General features: G+C 49.6%; 14 protein-coding genes. 2 read left to right on the top strand and 12 right to left on the bottom strand.

Going from position 1 to position 18,157, the window contains the following annotated elements; translation table 11 throughout:
* Window positions 1-115 precede the first annotated feature (115 nt).
* Window positions 116-886, top strand: coding sequence for a hypothetical protein (locus tag AC3WQ3_RS04350; protein WP_336780661.1), 771 nt, complete (start codon window positions 116-118; stop codon window positions 884-886).
* A gap of 162 nt (window positions 887-1,048) precedes the next feature.
* Here the strand turns inward: AC3WQ3_RS04350 and AC3WQ3_RS04345 are convergent, their stop codons facing one another.
* The 6 genes from AC3WQ3_RS04345 to AC3WQ3_RS04320 form a co-directional block, all read right to left on the bottom strand.
* Window positions 1,049-1,636, bottom strand: coding sequence for a cell wall hydrolase (locus AC3WQ3_RS04345; RefSeq protein ID WP_095359394.1), 588 nt, complete (start codon window positions 1,634-1,636; stop codon window positions 1,049-1,051).
* A gap of 523 nt (window positions 1,637-2,159) precedes the next feature.
* A complete protein-coding gene (locus AC3WQ3_RS04340) occupies window positions 2,160-3,377 on the bottom strand; it encodes an MFS transporter (RefSeq protein WP_492471534.1) in 1,218 nt (405 codons plus the stop codon).
* A gap of 112 nt (window positions 3,378-3,489) precedes the next feature.
* Window positions 3,490-4,305 carry a carbohydrate ABC transporter permease gene (locus AC3WQ3_RS04335; RefSeq protein ID WP_492471533.1) on the bottom strand — a complete coding sequence of 272 codons (816 nt, stop codon included), beginning with the start codon at window positions 4,303-4,305 and terminating at the stop codon, window positions 3,490-3,492.
* Window positions 4,306-4,345: 40 nt separating this feature from the next.
* Window positions 4,346-5,218, bottom strand: coding sequence for a carbohydrate ABC transporter permease (locus tag AC3WQ3_RS04330; RefSeq protein ID WP_174818694.1), 873 nt, complete (start codon window positions 5,216-5,218; stop codon window positions 4,346-4,348).
* Between the two features lie 3 nt (window positions 5,219-5,221).
* Window positions 5,222-6,496 (bottom strand): ABC transporter substrate-binding protein, encoded by a 1,275-nt coding sequence (locus tag AC3WQ3_RS04325; RefSeq protein ID WP_492471532.1) that lies wholly within the window; start codon window positions 6,494-6,496, stop codon window positions 5,222-5,224.
* Between the two features lie 44 nt (window positions 6,497-6,540).
* Entirely contained in the window at window positions 6,541-7,743 is a 1,203-nt protein-coding gene (locus AC3WQ3_RS04320; protein WP_492471531.1) for an LLM class flavin-dependent oxidoreductase, read from the bottom strand.
* A 501-nt stretch (window positions 7,744-8,244) separates the two neighbouring features.
* On the opposite strand from AC3WQ3_RS04320, the gene AC3WQ3_RS04315 reads away from it, so the two are divergent.
* Entirely contained in the window at window positions 8,245-9,117 is an 873-nt protein-coding gene (locus AC3WQ3_RS04315) for a helix-turn-helix transcriptional regulator (protein WP_336780656.1), read from the top strand.
* Window positions 9,118-9,219: 102 nt separating this feature from the next.
* Here AC3WQ3_RS04315 and AC3WQ3_RS04310 read toward each other — a convergent pair whose 3' ends face one another.
* The 6 genes from AC3WQ3_RS04310 to AC3WQ3_RS04285 all read right to left on the bottom strand — a co-directional run bounded on the left by AC3WQ3_RS04310 (window position 9,220) and on the right by AC3WQ3_RS04285 (window position 17,377).
* Window positions 9,220-10,125: a hypothetical protein gene (locus AC3WQ3_RS04310; RefSeq protein ID WP_261780023.1), complete on the bottom strand. Its 906-nt coding sequence runs from the start codon at window positions 10,123-10,125 to the stop codon at window positions 9,220-9,222.
* 26 nt (window positions 10,126-10,151) lie between these two features.
* Complete coding sequence (locus AC3WQ3_RS04305) at window positions 10,152-11,519, bottom strand: nucleotide sugar dehydrogenase (RefSeq protein WP_127537886.1); 1,368 nt, start codon at window positions 11,517-11,519, stop codon at window positions 10,152-10,154.
* 63 nt (window positions 11,520-11,582) lie between these two features.
* On the bottom strand, window positions 11,583-12,389 hold the full coding sequence (locus AC3WQ3_RS04300) for a response regulator transcription factor (RefSeq protein WP_336780655.1): 807 nt from the start codon (window positions 12,387-12,389) through the stop codon (window positions 11,583-11,585).
* Window positions 12,390-12,496: 107 nt separating this feature from the next.
* Entirely contained in the window at window positions 12,497-13,894 is a 1,398-nt protein-coding gene (locus tag AC3WQ3_RS04295; protein ID WP_336780838.1) for a glycosyltransferase family 2 protein, read from the bottom strand.
* Between the two features lie 22 nt (window positions 13,895-13,916).
* Window positions 13,917-15,125, bottom strand: a complete 1,209-nt coding sequence (locus AC3WQ3_RS04290) for a HEAT repeat domain-containing protein (protein WP_336780654.1) — start codon at window positions 15,123-15,125, stop codon at window positions 13,917-13,919.
* A 26-nt stretch (window positions 15,126-15,151) separates the two neighbouring features.
* Window positions 15,152-17,377 (bottom strand): hypothetical protein, encoded by a 2,226-nt coding sequence (locus tag AC3WQ3_RS04285; RefSeq protein WP_492471530.1) that lies wholly within the window; start codon window positions 17,375-17,377, stop codon window positions 15,152-15,154.
* Window positions 17,378-18,157: the final 780 nt, after the last annotated feature.

The following is an 18,157-nucleotide window of genomic DNA, read 5'->3' as shown; positions in this document are numbered from 1 at the left end:
ATGCTATTAGCTGAAGTTGGGCCCATATTCTCATGGTCACCATGAACTGTTTTGTTATGATTATGTACGATGTATTTGTATTGCTATTTTCCAAAGAGAAAGGGTGCCGCATTTTATGTTTGTTTTTCATTTACTACTCGCTCTCGCACTTTTGGGCGGTTCAGGCAGCTCCAATGATGTCACATCTACACCACTGGAAATCAATCCGTTACAGCCTCATCCTGCTGATTCTGAGCTTGTCTTGGAATCCGGTTTAAAGCCTTTCCGTGCTGAACTAACATACAAAGGACTTAAGCCAGATTATAATCCATTCGAGCAAGCTGCCAGCGATCTTCAGGACAAGCTTTTTGAAAGTGCACCATCTCCGCTTCTGTCCGAACCGGGAGATACAGGCACATTTGATTACGGCGGACAACTCAAACTGTTAAAAGCTGTGCCTCTGAAACAAAGTATTGAATTCGGGCCATTAACGATTCATATTATGGATGTTCAATTATTAGAGGCCCGTGAGATTCCTCAGGACTCCCGAGAAAACATTGCTATTCTTAATCAAGAAGATATCGGTTCTGATATGACTTATATCAAAATCGTCTACAGTGTAGAAAATACAACGGTTCAAAATATCGGATTTTACGGTTTGAATTCAATCCATCCGAACACGGGTAAACCCATCTCAGCAGATCGTAATTTCATGAGGAAATCTTATGTTTATCATCAATACGACGGCGTAGTCATGGATAATATGGTCTATGGTTTCGTATATACAGATGACCCCGACAAGCTGGAATCCATTGAATTGGTTTTCAATAGAATCTATGACTATGACACCGGAGAGACCATTGTAGAGCCTACTTCGTTGAGTATTCCTTTCACGGTCCAACCATAAAAATAAACTCATATTTACTTCAGTGCCGAGATATCATTTGTCCGCGATAATATCATTGTTAAACCCCAGCCACGTACCTGCAGAAGAGCAGCATACACAGCTGGGGTTCCTTGTTGTTATTAAAAAAAAATGTATTTGCTCTATCTACTGCCTCAACCTGTCTCATCTCGTAAAATCATGCTGCCCAATCGTCAGGAGTGTCGGCCTGCTTTTGCTCCATAGCGAAGTTGCAATCTTCGGATTGTAATAATAGAGCGCACCATTCGTCGGATCAGCACCATTCAAAGCTTTACGCGCTGCCTTATAAGAAGTAGCCGTCGGCTTTGTATTGAACTGACCATCATCAATTGCAGTGAACTGTCCTTTCTGGAAAATCACCTGCGGGATGGATGACGGAAATGCATTGGATTGCACCCGATTCAAGACGACCGCCCCTACAGCAACCTGTCCTTCAAAGGATTCCCCGCGCGCTTCCCCGTGAATTAGCTTCGCCAACTGGCGCAACGTCTCACCTTCTGCTTTGGCCTTTTTGTTCAGCCTATTCAGTGTCGCCGGGCCTGCAATCCCATCCGCACTCAGGCCCTGAGCCTGCTGAAATTTGCGTACAGCGCTTTTGGTAATGGAACCGTAATATCCGGTCAATCCGGCTTTGAAGTAACCCAGATCCCGCAATTGCTCCTGCAATTGCAGCACATGCTCACTTTGAACGCCCTGCTCCAGCTTCTGGGCTCCCGCAGACGGAGCTGCCATCGTGAGGCCAAGAGCAATCGCAAAGGCACTGAGTAGTACACTGACTCGTCCTGCTCTTTTGCCAGCCTTTTTCCCCCTCCGATGAGTTACTGCCCGACTCACGGTGATCGGTTCCATGCTGCCAGCAATTTTGCTTAATTCTAACCTATAGGCCCTGATCAGTTCATTGGCACTTTTCGTTCCATTCACATTATGCTTTTTAGCCATTTTATTCGTTTGATCCATTTTATTATCGTTTTTCATGATTCAATTAACCTCCATTATTCTGAGTCCAGACTCCATATCTTCCCCTGAACCCTCCCTTATGGACATCCCGAGTGTCATTATAGGATATCGCCAAAGTGCCGTCTATCGGACCGATGGAGCATGAAAAACAGGGCCTTGAATATAGCAAAAAGAGGCATGAGCCCATGGTCATATCAGGGCTATGCCTCTTCTTGTATCAACCTTATGCCGCTTGTCCAGCCTCCATTTCCGTAGGCAGGCAGACCCGCACAAAAGTTGCGCTTGAATTTATTTACATCTACTCTGCCAGTTCCTGACCCTTCGTTTCCCGGCCGAGGAACAGTACAGCCGCTGCGCCAATCAGGATCGTCACGAAGAAAATCGTGAAAATCAGGCTGATGGCCACCTCACGCTGAACCAGCATGCCGACCATCAATGGAGCAAGTACGCCCCCAATGCGGCCCACCGATGTGGCAAGACCCACACCTGTCGAACGAACCGAATCTGGATATAGTTCCGGACTATACGCGTACAGACCACCCCATGCCCCCAGATTGAAGAAAGAAAGGCAGATGCCTGCGGTGAGAATCGCCGCTTCGGTTGTTGCCAAACCAAAAGCAATCGCACTCACTGCCGTCAGTGTAAGATAAACGACCAGGACGAATTTACGTCCGTACCGCTCGATAAAATAAGCCGCTGTAAAGTAACCTGGGAGCTGTGCCAAGGTCATAATCAGCACGTACTGAAAGCTTTTGACCAGAGTGAAGCCTTTGGCCATCACGACGGAAGGCAGCCACAGGAACATGCCATAGTAGGAGAAAATTACCGTAAACCACAAGATCCAGAGCATGATGGTTGTCCGGCGATGCGGAGCAGACCATACTGCAGCCACTTTCTCCCGGAACGTCGTCTTCTGGATGGTCTTGTTTTGCTTGTAACGCGGCGGGTCCTGAATGACACGGCGCAGATACAGCGCGTAGAATGCCGGAACGGCACCAATCGCAAATGCAATTCTCCAGCCGTATTCAGGAATCACAAAGTTGGCAATGAGTGCCGATACAATCCAGCCTCCAGCCCAGAAGCTCTCCAGCAGCACGACGGCACGGCCGCGTTCTGCTGTTGGCATGGACTCTGATACCAGTGTGGAGGCTACAGGCAGCTCGCCACCAAGCCCAATTCCAGCAATCAGGCGCAGTACGCACAGTACGGCAAAGCCGGTCGCCAGTGCAGACAAACCGCTCGCGATGGTGAAGATTAACAGGGTCCACATCAAAATGGCCTTACGGCCAAAACGGTCAGCGAGTGCACCCGCAAGCAATGCACCCAGCGCCATACCGATGGAGTTGATACTGGTCAGCACACCGACTTGTCCGGGACTGAGGCTCCATTCCTTGGCAAGAGCTGCCACAATGAAGGAAATCATTCCGACCTCCATTGCATCAAACAGCCAGCTCATCCCGGCACTAAACAGCAGCTTGCGCTGCTTGGGATTCCGCAACACTTCCAGTTTAGTCATAACGATAGCTCCTTGATCTCTATGTAGTCATTCTGACACTAAACCATTATTATGCAGAATGATCCAGAAATCAATGAAAAATACGCTCTCCTCCACGTCACCTTCCAATAGCTCACCCCTTGAGTGAACCCGCAGTCAGACCTGCAACAAAATAACGCTGGAGCAAAATGAACAGCACAACCATCGGAATGGCCGTCACCAGTACTCCCGTCAGCATCATCGGATAGTTCGTCACGTACTCCCCGCGAAACTGCATAAGTGCCAGCGGTAACGTCAATTTGGACTTGCTGCTGAGCATGAGCATCGGAATAAGCAGATCATTCCAAACCATAACCAGTAGGAACGTAGCCGTTGCCGCAAGTGAAGGCGCAGCCAGCGGCAGCGCAATCCGTGTGTATAGGCGCCACTCGCTTGCTCCATCCATGCTGCCCGCCTCCAGAATTTCGGCATTCAGCATGCGTATGAAACCCGTAAGCATGAATACGGAGACAGGCATCAGCATGGCGGCCGATACAACGATCAGGCCCGTCAGACTGTCAGACCAGCCCAGCGTACGTGTAAGGGAGTAGATCGGCAGCATGCTGACCTGGGAAGGAACAATAAGCCCAGCCACAAACAGGCCAAACACAATCTTACCCACGCTTCCGCCCCAGCGAACAATGGCGTAGGCAATCATGCTGCTCAGCAGCAGCTCAATCACCACCGTCCCCAGTGTCACGACAAGACTGTTTCCGAAATATTGCCACATTGGCTGATTGCGAAACATGCCCGTAACGTTATCCCATGTAAACGGATCAGGCCAGCTGAATGGACTGGTAAAGAAGTTGCTGCTTGTTTTGAATGAGGATACAAATACGAAGTACAGCGGCACGATAATCAGCAGCGCGTACACCAACAATATCAGGCGATTGAACCATTTAAGAAACATGTGAACTCCCTTCTGCCTCTTGTGTGAGCACGTTCCGGCATCAATAGCTTACCCGGTCGGCACGCAGTGCCTTGAACTGCACAAACGTCAGCAAGGCCAGCAGAACCAGGAAGATCATCGAACCCGCAGAAGCGAGGCCAAATGAATAGCTGCCAAAGGCGGTATGATAGATATACGTCGTCAAAATTTCAGTTGCGTAGTTCGGGCCTCCGTCCGTCATGGTGAAAATAAGATCAAATGCCTTAAACGATTGGATCGTTGTATAGGCAACGACAATCGTAGCCGAAGGGGCAAGCAGCGGCCAGGTCACCGTACGGAATACCTGCCATTTGCTGCCACCGTCCATTCGGGCGGCCTCATACAGTTCAGCCGGAATACCTTGCAGTCCAGCGATAAACACAATCATCATTTGCCCGGCATGAGCCCAGACCTGCACGGCTGCAATGGAGTAGATTGCAATTTTGGGATCACCGATCCAGTTGCGTGCAAGACTCTCCATACCTGCCCCGTTTAACCCATAGTTGATCAATCCAATGGATGGATCATACATGAAAGCCCAGATCAACCCAACCGATACGGAGGACAAAATGGCCGGGAGAAAATACAGGGCGCGAAGTACAATCCGCGTTTTGGTGTTTCGGACGAGCAGTAATGCCAGCACAAGTGAAATAAAGGTTTGGGCAATAACCACCGTGAGCATGAATTCAACGTTATTGCCAAAAGCCTTGCGAAAGACGATGCTGCTGAGACTGTCCTTATAATTATCCAGCCCTACAAACGCATACGACGGGGATACCCCGTCCCAATCCGTAAAGGAGTAGAACAGCCCCGTCAATGTAGGAAATACGAACAGTCCCACGTACAGCAGCAACCCGGGTAACAGAAACAGGGATAGCTGAATACGATTCTTCATGACTTATTTCCCGATATGCTGATCGATGATCGCTTGTGCCTGCTGCGCAGCTTCTTCAGGGGAAGTCCCGCTAAGCACGGCCTGAATGGAGTTGGTGACTGCCTTCTGATTATCTCCGTTCAGAATGGTGAACCGTGGCTGGAACACGGTCTTTTTGTTTGCCCACTCCCCTGCAACCTGGAGTTCGGCAGAATCATACTTCACGTCATTTACGGTTACGTTCTGACCCGTCTGGTTGGCATACGCTCCAGCCACTTCGGGTTTGCTCAGAAACTCGATAAACTTCTTCGCTTCTTCCGGATGTTTGGACTTGCTGTTTACCGCAAGCATGAACGTCGTGGTATGAACCCCTTCATACTTTGCCTGATCTGCACTTACGGTAATAGGTGCAAGCAGCTTTTGCTCCAAATTCGGATTTTGCAGCTTGTTCTGAGCGAGCTGATAGGAACCACTTGCAAGCATGGCTGCCTTCTCCTGAATGAACAACGCTCCGGCCGCCGGATCCTTGGTACCCAGTGCATCCTGCTGGAAGTAGCCTTTATCGTTCAGCTCCTTAATCTGCGTGAGTGTTTTCACCCAGAACTCATCTGTCAGTTTCGCCTTGCCTGCTTCCACTTTGGTAAAAATGTCGTCACTTGGTGCATTATTCATCACCATGGTGTTCATGAACTGCCCTGGACCAATGTCCGCTCCGGCAAAGGCAATCGGAATAATTCCGTTGTCTTTCAGTGTCTGGCAGAGCGCCAGGAAACTGTCCCAGTCCTTCGGCGGTGTCAGACCGTATTTTTCAAACAGCTTCACATTATAAATTGGATCGTTGTATACGAGCTGATACGGAATGGCATATTGCTTGCCATCCTGCTGGCCTGCCTCAATCAGCTTGGAGTTATATGCAGAGAGAAAAGATGACCCTGTCAGGTCCGTGAACAATCCGGCTTTGGTAAAAGCATCGAACTGTGCACCCGGGAAGGAGGCAAATACATCCCCTACCGAACCATCACTGATTTTGGATTGAACGGTGGACTGATACTGATCTGATGGGAGCGTCTGCATCTCCACATGAATGTTCGGATTTTCCTTTTCAAACGCGTCAATGGTCTTGTTCAGCGCTTCAGCATCTTCACCACGCCAGTGCATGAAGCTGATGGTGACTTTGCCTGAACCGGAGGCACCGTTATCGCCTGCTGCAGAGTTATCCCCGCCTCCACAAGCGGACAGCAGCAAGGACATGACCAGCATACTGACCAGGGGAAGGATCAATTTTTTATTTTTTCTCATGAAAGACGACCTCCTGAGTAATGATGAATTAGGTAATAATTGAATTAATTGCTGCTAAGCTGATGCTTCACATTTCTCGTACTCCACTTGCTGCGAATGATCGGCATCACTTTCTCACCGAATATTTCGGCTTCTTCCAGATGCGGATAGCCTGACAAGATGAATGTGGTCACACCGAGATCCGCGTATTCCATCAGTCGTTCAGCAACCTGTTCTGCCGTGCCCACGATGAGGATTGCCCCGCCCGAACGAACAACGGAAAGACCTGTCCACAAGTTGGGACCCACAACGAATTGCTGCTTCTCGGACAATTCACGGAGCTCATTCTGTCTGCGCTGGTTGGTGGCGTCTGTCTGAGCAAAAGCCGCTTTCGCTTTCTCGATGGCTTCAGGGGGAACTTTGCTAATAATCTCCCACGCTGCTGCCCAAGCTTCTTCTTCGGTATCCCGAATGAGCACCTGTGCCCGCATTCCGTAACGCAACTGGCGATCCTGTCCTGTTTCCTGTTTCACCTGCTCGCGGATCACTTCGATCTCCTCAATCTGTTCCTGAATCCAGTCGTGCGGTTCACCCCACATGAGGAACGTATCCGCATGCTCTACAGCCACTCTTTTGGCAATGGGTGAACTTCCCCCCAGATAAAATGGAGGGTAGGGCTTCTGGACCGTTTCCGGCATGCCTACCGGACCCTTAAAGTTGTAATACTGACCATTAAACTCCGAATTATCATCGCTGGATGCTTCGGCGTTCGCTTTGGAACCACTTCCGGCAAACTCGGTCAGGTTGAGTCCGGTCGATTGTGTCCACGAACGCTTCATCACTTCCATGTACTCGCTCGCCCGTACGTAACGTTCGTCATGGGCATGCGCCAGCGGATCTCCCAGTTCCTCCAGATCTCGGACCGAGCTGCCCGTCACGACATTAATCATGGCACGTCCGCCAGAGAGTTGATCTAGTGCAGCTCCCATCCGTGCGGCGAGCACCGGTGTAACCAGGCCTGGTCGAATGGCCACGAGAGGACGAAGTGTTTGAGTGTGACTCATTACTGCCGAACCGACGACCCAAGCATCCAGACATGCCCCACCGGTCGGGATCAATACGAATTCAAATCCTGCCGTTTCGGCCGTTTGTGCTACCTGTATCAAATAATCCAGGCTCGGTTCCCGTTCCGGGGCGACCCCAACATATTTTCCGTCTCCAGCCGTTGGCAAAAACCATCCGAATTTCAGTTCTTCGTGTTCACTCATATAAGGTCATTCCTCTCTGTTGATAAATAAAGTCCCATTTCAAAAATAAAAATAACAGCTGCGAAGTAGCCGTTCCGGTAACGAATCGTTCTTCCGATCGCTGTTATCCCCGGATTTTTTTGCATCCCTTTCTCAAGGGGAAAATTCCGGGATAAAGGCGAGCGTTACACTTCTCCAGAATCGATTTCGTCCCCTCCACTACTTTTGCACTTATCAAAAACTGATTTTAAGATTGCGCCTTATTTTCAAATTGTAATTTGTAAGAAGCATTCTAATGCCGATTAATTAACTTGGTTTAATAGGTATGGTCATCATATCAATTGATTTGTCTGTGATCAATGTCATTTTACGACAACTTTATTTTGTCATTTTGTGGTCATCTTACAGGAATAAGTCATCCTGTTCTTGAATATATACAAAACCCACCTGTATAATAGGTTATATTATATTAACTCACAGATAGATATTGAAAATTAAACTTATGTTAAAGAGGTGTTCCTGATGACGGAGAGCATGAAGGAGGACCACCACGAGTTTTTGGATATTATTTTTTTTACTCCGTCCGAATTCGAGAAGGCTGGTGGAGCCTGGCCTATACGAATCGGACGCAATATCGCCAAGAACAATTATCATATCGGCCCTCGCACAACACCTTATCATTACCTGCTGTTTGTCCTCGAGGGAGAGGGTACATTTATACAGAACGGACAAGAGTATCCCCTCAGAGCCCGGGATGCATTCTGTCTGTTTCCGCATGTGACCCATGAGTATTGGACTGATCCCAAGGAGCCGCTCCAGAAGATCTTTATCGCCTTTGATGGTACCCATGCAACCGAACTTCTCTCGCGGCTTGGACTTACGCCAGATGCTCCTCATCGTTCCGGTATACTGACTCCGGAGACGGCTAGTGGAATGCGTGCTTTTATGGAGGAAGTTCGCAGACCTCAGGGGGGAGCAAGTGACCTGGGACGCCTCACACGGTTTCTCGGTCTATTTGATCGCGTTTCTCGTTCCTCTGCAGCCAAGGGAATGCAGCCGGATGCGGCTATCCCCTGGCTGCAAAAAGGGAAGGAATACATGGATATCCATTTTGCCGGAGGGATCACGGTAGAGGGCGTGTCTGCTCATGCGGGGGTCGACCGAACCCATTTTGCCAAACAATTTCGTAAAGCGTACGGGCTGTCTCCGGTGCAATACATCCAGCAGCTCAAAATGGACCAGGCCAAGCGCCTGCTCGTCCAAACCCCTTTGACCTTGACGGAAGTAGCTCATTCGGTCGGTTATCCGGATTTATTCTCCTTCTCCAAAGCGTTCAAAAAACAGGTGGGTCTGCCGCCCAATCGGTACCGGACAAGCGAAAACGGTAAAAGCTGATTGCCAAGTCCAGCGCGGCAAAAAGCAAATAAAAAGAAAAAGGCAAGTCTCCATTAACCGGAAACTTGCCTTTTTGCTGCCTTACTTTTCCCATACTGTCCATTATTTCTCCTCATCACTCTTGCGAGCCAGGGGAAGTCCATTTTCCTTTGCGTACCACGCTTCATAATGATGCACAGCGACTCCAGTAAATGAGGAATGAGATCCGGCCAGGTCAAACACCCTGGCGATCTCTTCATCCATATTGCTTATGGATTTTCCGAAAAAGGTCAGATGCTCACCCTCATGTGTATCGGCAAGCTCCGCTCCAATCCATACGTCCTTATGAAGTTCATCCGCCTCATCCAGCTCTTCCTTCGACAGGTCGTACATCTGCTGACCACTATCCCGATAAGCCATGATCGCAACGGCATCAAAGTGGGAAATGACCCACCTGCTGAACGTTCCTCCGCCTTCGGTTGCCTGACGGGCATCCAGCCAGAACGGTATGGCTGCACTCATATAGAGTCCTGCATCCTTACCAGCTTTCGTCCAGGCCTTCATGTTGTCACTCCACTCTGCAATGACGCTGTCCTGCTCATTCTCCCAGCGCTGCAGTTGGTAGGGCTCCACATCCAGCTGAATGCCTTCGAAACGCTCATTTTTGGCCGATGCGGCATTATATGCACGAATGCGTTCGATGAAAGTTAGTCCCTCTTCCTGTTTGTCCCTGTAGGCCCAGTCCGCATGACCATTCAGGGCATGTACCTGGATCTCTGCCTGCCGGGCAGACGCAATGAATTTACGATACGTATCATCCGATACCTCATCCTGTATCTGTAGGAAAATGACATCAACACCCTGCTCCTTGGAGAAGGAGATGATATCCGGGGTCTGTTCTGCGATGATGGAAGCATCCCACAGCCAGGTCGCTTTTTTCTCCTCTGCCGAAAACCATTTGAACAGCCAGGGCAACAGCAGCAAACAAAAGGTCAGCGCGAGCAGAGCCCATTTTGTCCTCACCGACATCCTGCCCCAGCGAATCATGTTGTTTCTCAGACGAGCAACGCTTCACTTGGTTCCAGCACAGGGTGCTGAACCGAGTGTCCAATTTTGTAAATGTGCGGCTGTGTGTAGGTCCGGAACGCATTGCGTGTATCCAGAATTGGCACACCCAAATCGGCAATATCGCTGTATGGCAGATCTCTGTGGTTGGTAATCAGCACGATGCAGTCATATTTCTTGAATTGCTCCAGGTTGAATGCTTCGCTGTACACCGTATCGTCATGCTTGTCACGGAAGGAATCGGCATATGGATCGAAGTAGCTGACATTCGCTCCGCTTTCCTTGAACAGTTCATATACTTCGAGTCCCGGTGACTCACGCAGGTCTGCAATATTCGGCTTGTACGACATGCCGAGCAGCAGGATGTTGGAGTTCCGAACAGATTTCGCGTATTCGTTCAAAATCGTTGATGTTTTGTTCAGCACATAGTACGGCATGTTGTCATTGGTCGATTGTGCCAGCTCGATAAATTTGCTGTAGAAGCGGAACCCTTTCGCTTTCCAGGACAGATACATCGGGTCAAGCGGAATGCAGTGGCCTCCGATGCCTGGGCCTGGGTAGAACGGCATGAATCCGAAAGGCTTCGTCGCCGCTGCATCAATGACTTCCCAGATGTCGATGCCCATGCGGTCACACATCATCGCCATTTCATTTACAAACGCAATGTTTACGCTGCGGAACGTATTCTCCAGCAGTTTGGACATCTCTGCCACTTTTGGTGAAGATACAGGTACAACCGTTTGTACATACTTGCTATACAGTGCCGTACCAAGTTTCAGACAAGCTTCCGTTGTCCCGCCGATAACTTTCGGCGTATTGTACGTGGTAAATCTTCCGTTGGACGGGTCCACACGTTCAGGCGAGAAGCAAAGGAAATAATCCTTGCCGGCTTCATGGCCGATTTTGTCCAGCTTTTGCTGAATCAGTTCTTCTGTTGTACCCGGGTAGGTTGTGCTCTCCAGTGTAATCAGCATGCCCGGTTTCATGTGCAGTTTGATCTGATCCACTACAGTCTCAATGTAGGATGTATCCGGATCCTGGTTCTCACTGAGCGGTGTTGGCACGCAGATGCTCAAGGCATCAATGACGCGCAGCATGCTGTAATCCGTTGTAGGCTGGAAGCGGCCTGTTTGCATCACTTTTTTCAATTCCTCGGACGAGATATCGTGAATATAGGAATCCCCATTATAGATACTGTCGACCTTGGACGCATCCAGGTCAATACCGATTACCGTAAAGCCTTGATTCACCATTTCCACGGCAAGTGGAAGTCCTACGTAACCGAGCCCGACCACGCCGAGCACCGCTTCTTTGTTTTCAATGGCATTCAGTAAAGTATGGAATTGTTGATTCTCCATGATATTCCCTCCAGGTTAATGTATTTGTAATGTTCCGTAATTCCGTTTCGGTTGATCATCTTATTAGTGCAGGCAGCGACGAATACGTGCATCCAGCTCCACAGGGGAGAAAGGTTTGGTCATATAATCGTCCACGCCGCTGCGGAAGCATTGGCTGATCGTCTGTTCGACACGCTGCTCGGTCAGCACAACAATCTTTGGCGGCTGCTCGACATCCAGGTTCTGAATATGGTGAATGAACGGCAGGCCGTCAATGCCATACAGATTGAGTTCAGTCAGCACCAGATCAGGTGACACCTTCTCAATCAATTCAAGTGCAGCAAGCCCATCTACAGCTTCATACGTCTCATAGCCTTGCATTTTTAGGCGCAGCTGGAGGAACTCACGAACCGTGGGGTCGTTATCCACGATCAAAATTCTGCCCGGCTCGTCCGCCGTCTTGTCCAGCGTATAGATATGAATCTCCGACGGGTCAACCAGCTTCGCGGATTCAGCCATGTGCTGAATCGTCGCCTGAGAAGGACGCTCACTATCCTTGAAGCTCGCCAGCGTAATCTGCGGCTCGGCTCCAGGAACCGTCTCCTGCAGCTCATGCTTGATGCGAAGCCCTTCATAGTGGACTTCGTTCAGCGTCAAACCGGGCAGCAGGACCGCAAGCGTCTGGGTTGCCCCATCCGTCCATAGCTGGAAGGCGAACTCACTCGTTTGCTCCAGATAGTTCCTGACCTGCTGCTCCGGCTGGGCCTGTACACCTCCGCAATGGATGAACATTAAGCCGCAAGTTCCGGCACCCGTATCCTTCAATCCCTGTTCTACACTTCGGTACACATTAACGGCAGCTTCACGCTGCAATGTTGCCGTATTAGGCATGTTCTTTTCCACCCTTCTCCCTTGGTTATCTATTCTGTTGCTGCTGTATTGCCATTCGTGAAAATTCAATGCTGCTTATAGCCAGCACCATTCGATGCAGATACGAATCAGGCAGCTTCGGTTCCCTTTTCTTCCTCGGACCAGCTCTGACGTGTCATGGTTCCCCATGAATTGTTGTTTTGCATGAACTGAATATGTCCCTGCAATCTCCACAGGACGCCAAGCTGGTGATAGCCTACAAATTTTAAAGCGGAGTAAACCAGCATTTTGACCAGATCCGACAGCTTGTTGTATCTCCGGAACGCAATTTCTTCCAGAATCAATGCCCCTACGCTCAGCAGATAACCGCTCACGAAGTTCAGCAATCCGAACAGAACAAGAATCGGCCACTGCGTCATATCGAGCAGCACATAACCAGCAAGAGCGATCAGACCGGTAATCCGGAAATAAGGGTTGAGCGCTTCAAAAATGACGTTGTATGGCATGGTCAGCATGCCCATCACCTTATATTTCGGGTTGAACAGCATGCCGCGGTTCTCCAGCATGTTCTTCAGGTTACCGCGTCCCCAGCGCTTGCGCTGACTGGACAAGATGCGGTAGGAATCCGGCGCCTGTGTCCAGCAAACAGCTTCAGGACAAAAGGCTACACGGTATTTCAATTTATTTTCCAGCATATAGCGATGAAGCTTGATGATAATGTTCATGTCTTCTCCGGGATATCCGTCCCGGTATCCGCCAACGGCAATGACAGCATCTTTGCGGAACATACCGAAGGCACCCGACACGATGATCAGTCCATTCATGTGGCTCCAGCCAATCCGTCCGCCCAGAAAGGCTTTGAGATACTCAATGGATTGGAACATCGGCCACATTTTGCGCGGCAGGGAGACATCCTGTACAGCTCCGTTCTCGATTTTGCATCCATTCGCTATGCGAACATCTCCGCCAATCGCCACCGTCTCTTCGGGATTCTCCATATACATGCGTGCCATGCGAATCAAGGCATCCTTTTCCAGCAAAGAATCGGCATCAATGGAAGAAATCAGCGGATAGTGGGACAGGTTAATTCCCGCATTCAGCGAGTCTGCCTTTCCCCCATTTTCCTTGTCGATTACATACAGATCGGGGAATTCCGGATTGTGGTATATCCCGCGTATGGTTTGACAAGGAATTTTGCCGCGCATCTTGGTATCCGTTACGGGTTTCAGACGGTATTCCTTCAGCAGCACTTTCAACGTACTGTCACTGGAACCGTCATTCACCACGATGACTTCATACGTCGGGTAGTTCAGTGTCATCAGACAGTTCACATTTTCAATAATCGTCAATTCTTCATTGTAAGCAGGCACCAGCAGGGATACTGAAGGCACCAGCTCCGATCCTGACAATGTGTTGTATTTGGAATAATGGGACCGTCTGAAAATGGTCCAGATGTTACGGAATGATAGCGCCAGAATGGAAAAATACAGCGCATTTACAGCAACGACATAGTAGATGGCTACCATGCCATAAATCAATAATAGATCCCTAAGCAGTGTAATCCCCTCCTACCGCAGCCACACTGGTGCGTCTCTTCGTTGTTCGGTTACCCGGTACAGGGGCAAAATATTGGTCATAAAGCAGTCTTCTCTTGTTATGCACAATCATCTGGTCCACCGCTTTGTGATCGGCTCCGGATTGCTTCATCGTGCTCTCAATTTGCTGCATGGCAATCTCGCGCTCAACACCGGTACCTTGCACCGCTGCCTGACATAACGCTTCGAATCCGGGTTCGCCCAGCATGCTCAAGCTCTCTGCACTCGTATAGCGCACTCTCCAGTCTTCGTCACGGAGCGCCTTACGCAGCAGTGGAATGCTGCCTGCCGCATGCTTCGAACCAAGCGCCTGAACCACTTCTGCCCGTACTTCCGGATCAGCATCCTTCATCAGCTTGAGAATCGTCTCATCCTGAAGTGCCGGACTTGCACTCAGATACAGCTTCACCGCTTCCGCCCGTACATCCTGATGCTCTGCACCGACCAACCGGTCGAGTGCCGGCATGACTTCAGGTACAGCCTGTCCCCACATGGCAACAAGTCCAACCTTTACAAAATCAGGATTGCGGTCTTCCAGCAGCTCAATCAGAAGTCTGCTCGTATCCAGACTGGTCTCAAGCAAAATGTCCGCAGCTAGATGATGAATCGACTTCCCTTTGGTCAATAACACTTCAAGCATGTCCTTCAATTCACCCTGACGGGTTGTGCTTCTCGCAATGGAACGTCCAATCACGAATGCCATGGGCCCAGGCTTCTCATCCTTGAGCAACTCCATTAGGCCCGGAACGGCTTCGGGACAGCGCATGCCGCCCAATCGGTAAGCTGCATCGATCTGCCGACCATAACGCAGACGGCCCAGTTCTTTCAGATCATGCTCTACGAATCCTGCTTCGCGACAGAGTGCAATCAATTTGTCCCGGTACTCCCCTTTGAATTGATCAATCCACTCAATAAGCTTGCTCTGAATTACCTGTCGTTCAACCGGAGCCAGCTTGCCGGGAGGCAATCTCAGCGGACGGCCTTCAGTCAGTGCCGTTTGCAGATACGTGAAGTAATCCCGCTGCTTTTGTTTGTAGAATTCAATCTTGCGCCGTTTGCCGTTATGGGACACTTTCATGGCAAACAGCAGGATCACACCCAGAGCGACGAGCGCTATACAGATGTACAAAAATAGATAGGCCAAAGCCAAACTCGAAAACATGTGAAAAGGTCCTCCTTTATACTCACTTAATTCATCTGAGAACTTGGAATTTGTTCGAAGACTTTCTTCATTTCTTCGTAACTCAGCTTCAGTCGTTCACTGTATTTCACCTGTTCCCACGGCTGCCAGCTATACACAGGCAAGGTTGTCAAATCCAGCGTCGTCTGATCACCTGCAGGCCAGGCTACGTTGCCCGTCGATCGATCCATTAACCATGGAATCAGCGTTATCCCTTCGGTCGTCACCGTCTTAAACGCCCGTCCTTCCTGCAGGGGTCCATAATCGATCACTTGCAGTGAACTTGGGTCACCAAACCCAAGCAGCATCCAGGGAATTCGCATCTCCACTTGATTGCCGTCATACTGCCAGGTCGTCAATGAATCCGTGTCGGACTGTCCGGGAGCCGTTGTTCCCCGCTTCAGGATTCCTACCTTCTCATTCATAAACGGATGAGCGGACCGGGTATCCGGCGGCGTCATCCTCAGACTGACTGCCAAATTCCATGGATGGAAGGGATCAGCGGCCTCAGCTTGCTTGTCCGGCAGCATATCGTATCCTTCCTTGCCGTACAGACGCTGGTTAAAATCATAGTCCTTGGCGATCTCAACCTGGGATTCATCATCCTGTCCCAGCGTGATGACCGTTTCGAGACCGTCACTTAGCGTTCGTTCCGGAAGCCGCTCGCCAGGCTGATTGCCGCCTGCCAGTGTATCCGTGCCTATGCGGAGCACCGTTTGATCTGGATCAAACGGCTGGTCCAGCGTCATCCCAATGTACAGGTAGGCCTCGTCGTGGGTCAGCTTCATTTCCTTAATGCCGTCCACCTTTCCCTGCCATACCGTAACTTCTTTTTCGTTCAGTGCAGCCCAGTCATCCAGTTTCCCATCGATGGTCAGCTGTTCCTGTTTGCCGGGGTCCATGGCGAGCAGACCGAACATTTTCTCGTTGGTCAGCACGTTTAGCCAGTAGGCCCGCCGATCAGCAGGGATTTCAAAAGGCATCGTGTTCCAGGTTTTCTTGAACCATTCATCCTGCCACATGAACAGAATCGCTCCCGCATACCCTTCGTCATAGATATCCTGAGTCAGTGAAGCGTCAATGGCTCCTTGTTCAGCCTCATTATGTCCGCCCTGATCCCTTCCTCCCATACCTAGATGAGAAATCCCAAGGGAAGAAGGTACACCATACTCCGTTACCATTACAGGCATATCGGAATACTCGGCTTTTAGCTTGCGTAGATAGCTTTTGTACGTGTTGTACTCGCCGTTTGCATCCTTGATCGTTTGAAGGGTCTTGTCCGTATGGAATAAATCCGGATAGTAGGGATACACATGGTATGCTGCAAAATATCCTCCCTGCCATTCCTCCGGCTGAATATGCCGGGCATCCACACTGACGAGGTCCTCCTCGTACAATGGTTCGCCTGGGTGTTCCAGCACATCGGTTGTCACCCAATTGGTGAACGTCATCGGATGTTCCCATCCATACTTCTTCTCCAGAACGGCTGTGTAGTCCAGCAGCTCGGCTAACCAGTTCTCGAAAGGCGAAGCATCTGCTGTCCCGGAAAAATGAACGCCCTTGTATTGCGGAACATCGGGATGTTTTTCATTCGTGTTGTCTACCATCGTGGGATCCCACTCTGTGCCAACATGCCAGGCCATCAGATATTTACCGGCATTCTTCTTGTACTTGCCGCTGGAGGCTCCAGCCTTTTCGGGAATATCCGCATCCCCATATACCGCGGTTACCGCTTTTTCAATCTCCTGCTTGAACGTCTGTTCAATGTGATCAGCAAAAGCGTCCTGCTTCTCAATCAACTCTTCTTCCGGCGACCATATACCCTGTATAAAATATAACGGCTGCTCCCGGCCTCGGTTATAATCGACCAATGCTGAGTAAAAAATCGGTTCGTGGACCGTATATACCCGTATGACATTGGCCCCCATCTCCTGAATCTGCTGGAACCACCTTAGGTAATCCTCTTCGGTCAGGGGAAATTCTCCCGGATAATATCCCGGCGAAGTTGCACCCAGGTTGACGCCCTTAACGAACATCTCCCTCCATGTTCCATCGGGCCCGTATTCCATGAACCGGTCTCCCTCGGTCTTGAATTTCATCTCCGTGCCATTCTCGGCTGTGTAGGTAACGAGCTGGGGCTGCATGTAGTGCCAACCGGCCAATATTCCACCGGTCAGTACAACCGCTCCCGTCAACATCGTCAACATCCAGCGCTTTCTTCTTCGTCTGCTCATGGCTCCTGATTGCTCACCTCTCTATTATGCATCCTGCCTGTTCTTGGTCTGAATCTGAAATTAAAGCTAACAGACATGCAGCCATTCATACTGCTTGGATGTCCGCTCCGGGTAGAGATGCCAGCGGTGTGTTCTCACTATAGCGCCAATACTCTGCATTTGTAACTAGGCTGATGGAAGCAAACGTGGAATGCAACATTCTGCCCATAATTCGTAAAAACGGCCATGAACTAGCATGAAAAGTTTGCCTAGCTTCTCTTCTTCACGAATGCCATTTTGACATTAAGAAAACCACGTTCTGAACTCTCTAACCTGTTGCAGTTCTCTACCCGTTAAAGTTATATGCAACGCGGTATGCAGCAGCTGTTTCTGCTTGAACACTTACCCCTTTAAACGCAAGTAATATGTTAAAGTTGCGGACGTTTTTACAGTATTAACCATAAAGATTACAAAATTGATACTATAGTCCGATAACGTATCAGTGAAAACCCGCGGCCTGACAAGGTTTTCTGAAAAGTGCAGAAAAGCAAAAAAGGACATCAGTCCCCCCTCATAGGACTGTGCCCATTTATATTACTTTTACAAAAAACGAAATGAACACCGGGTCATCACCCTGAAGTCACGAATCTCTTACATCAAATGTAAAAAAGCACATCTTATTTCCTAAATTCTGACTCTATTATTTGGATTCCATAATTGTGTCCAATTTGCAAAAAAATTCCGGTTGCCGCTTTAGAGCATTCGGGATATGCTTATAAAACAGGAACACACGTTCCAAAA

This window comes from Paenibacillus sp. FW104-T2 (genome assembly GCF_058789975.1).
This window is presented reverse-complemented; position numbering and strand designations above follow the sequence as displayed.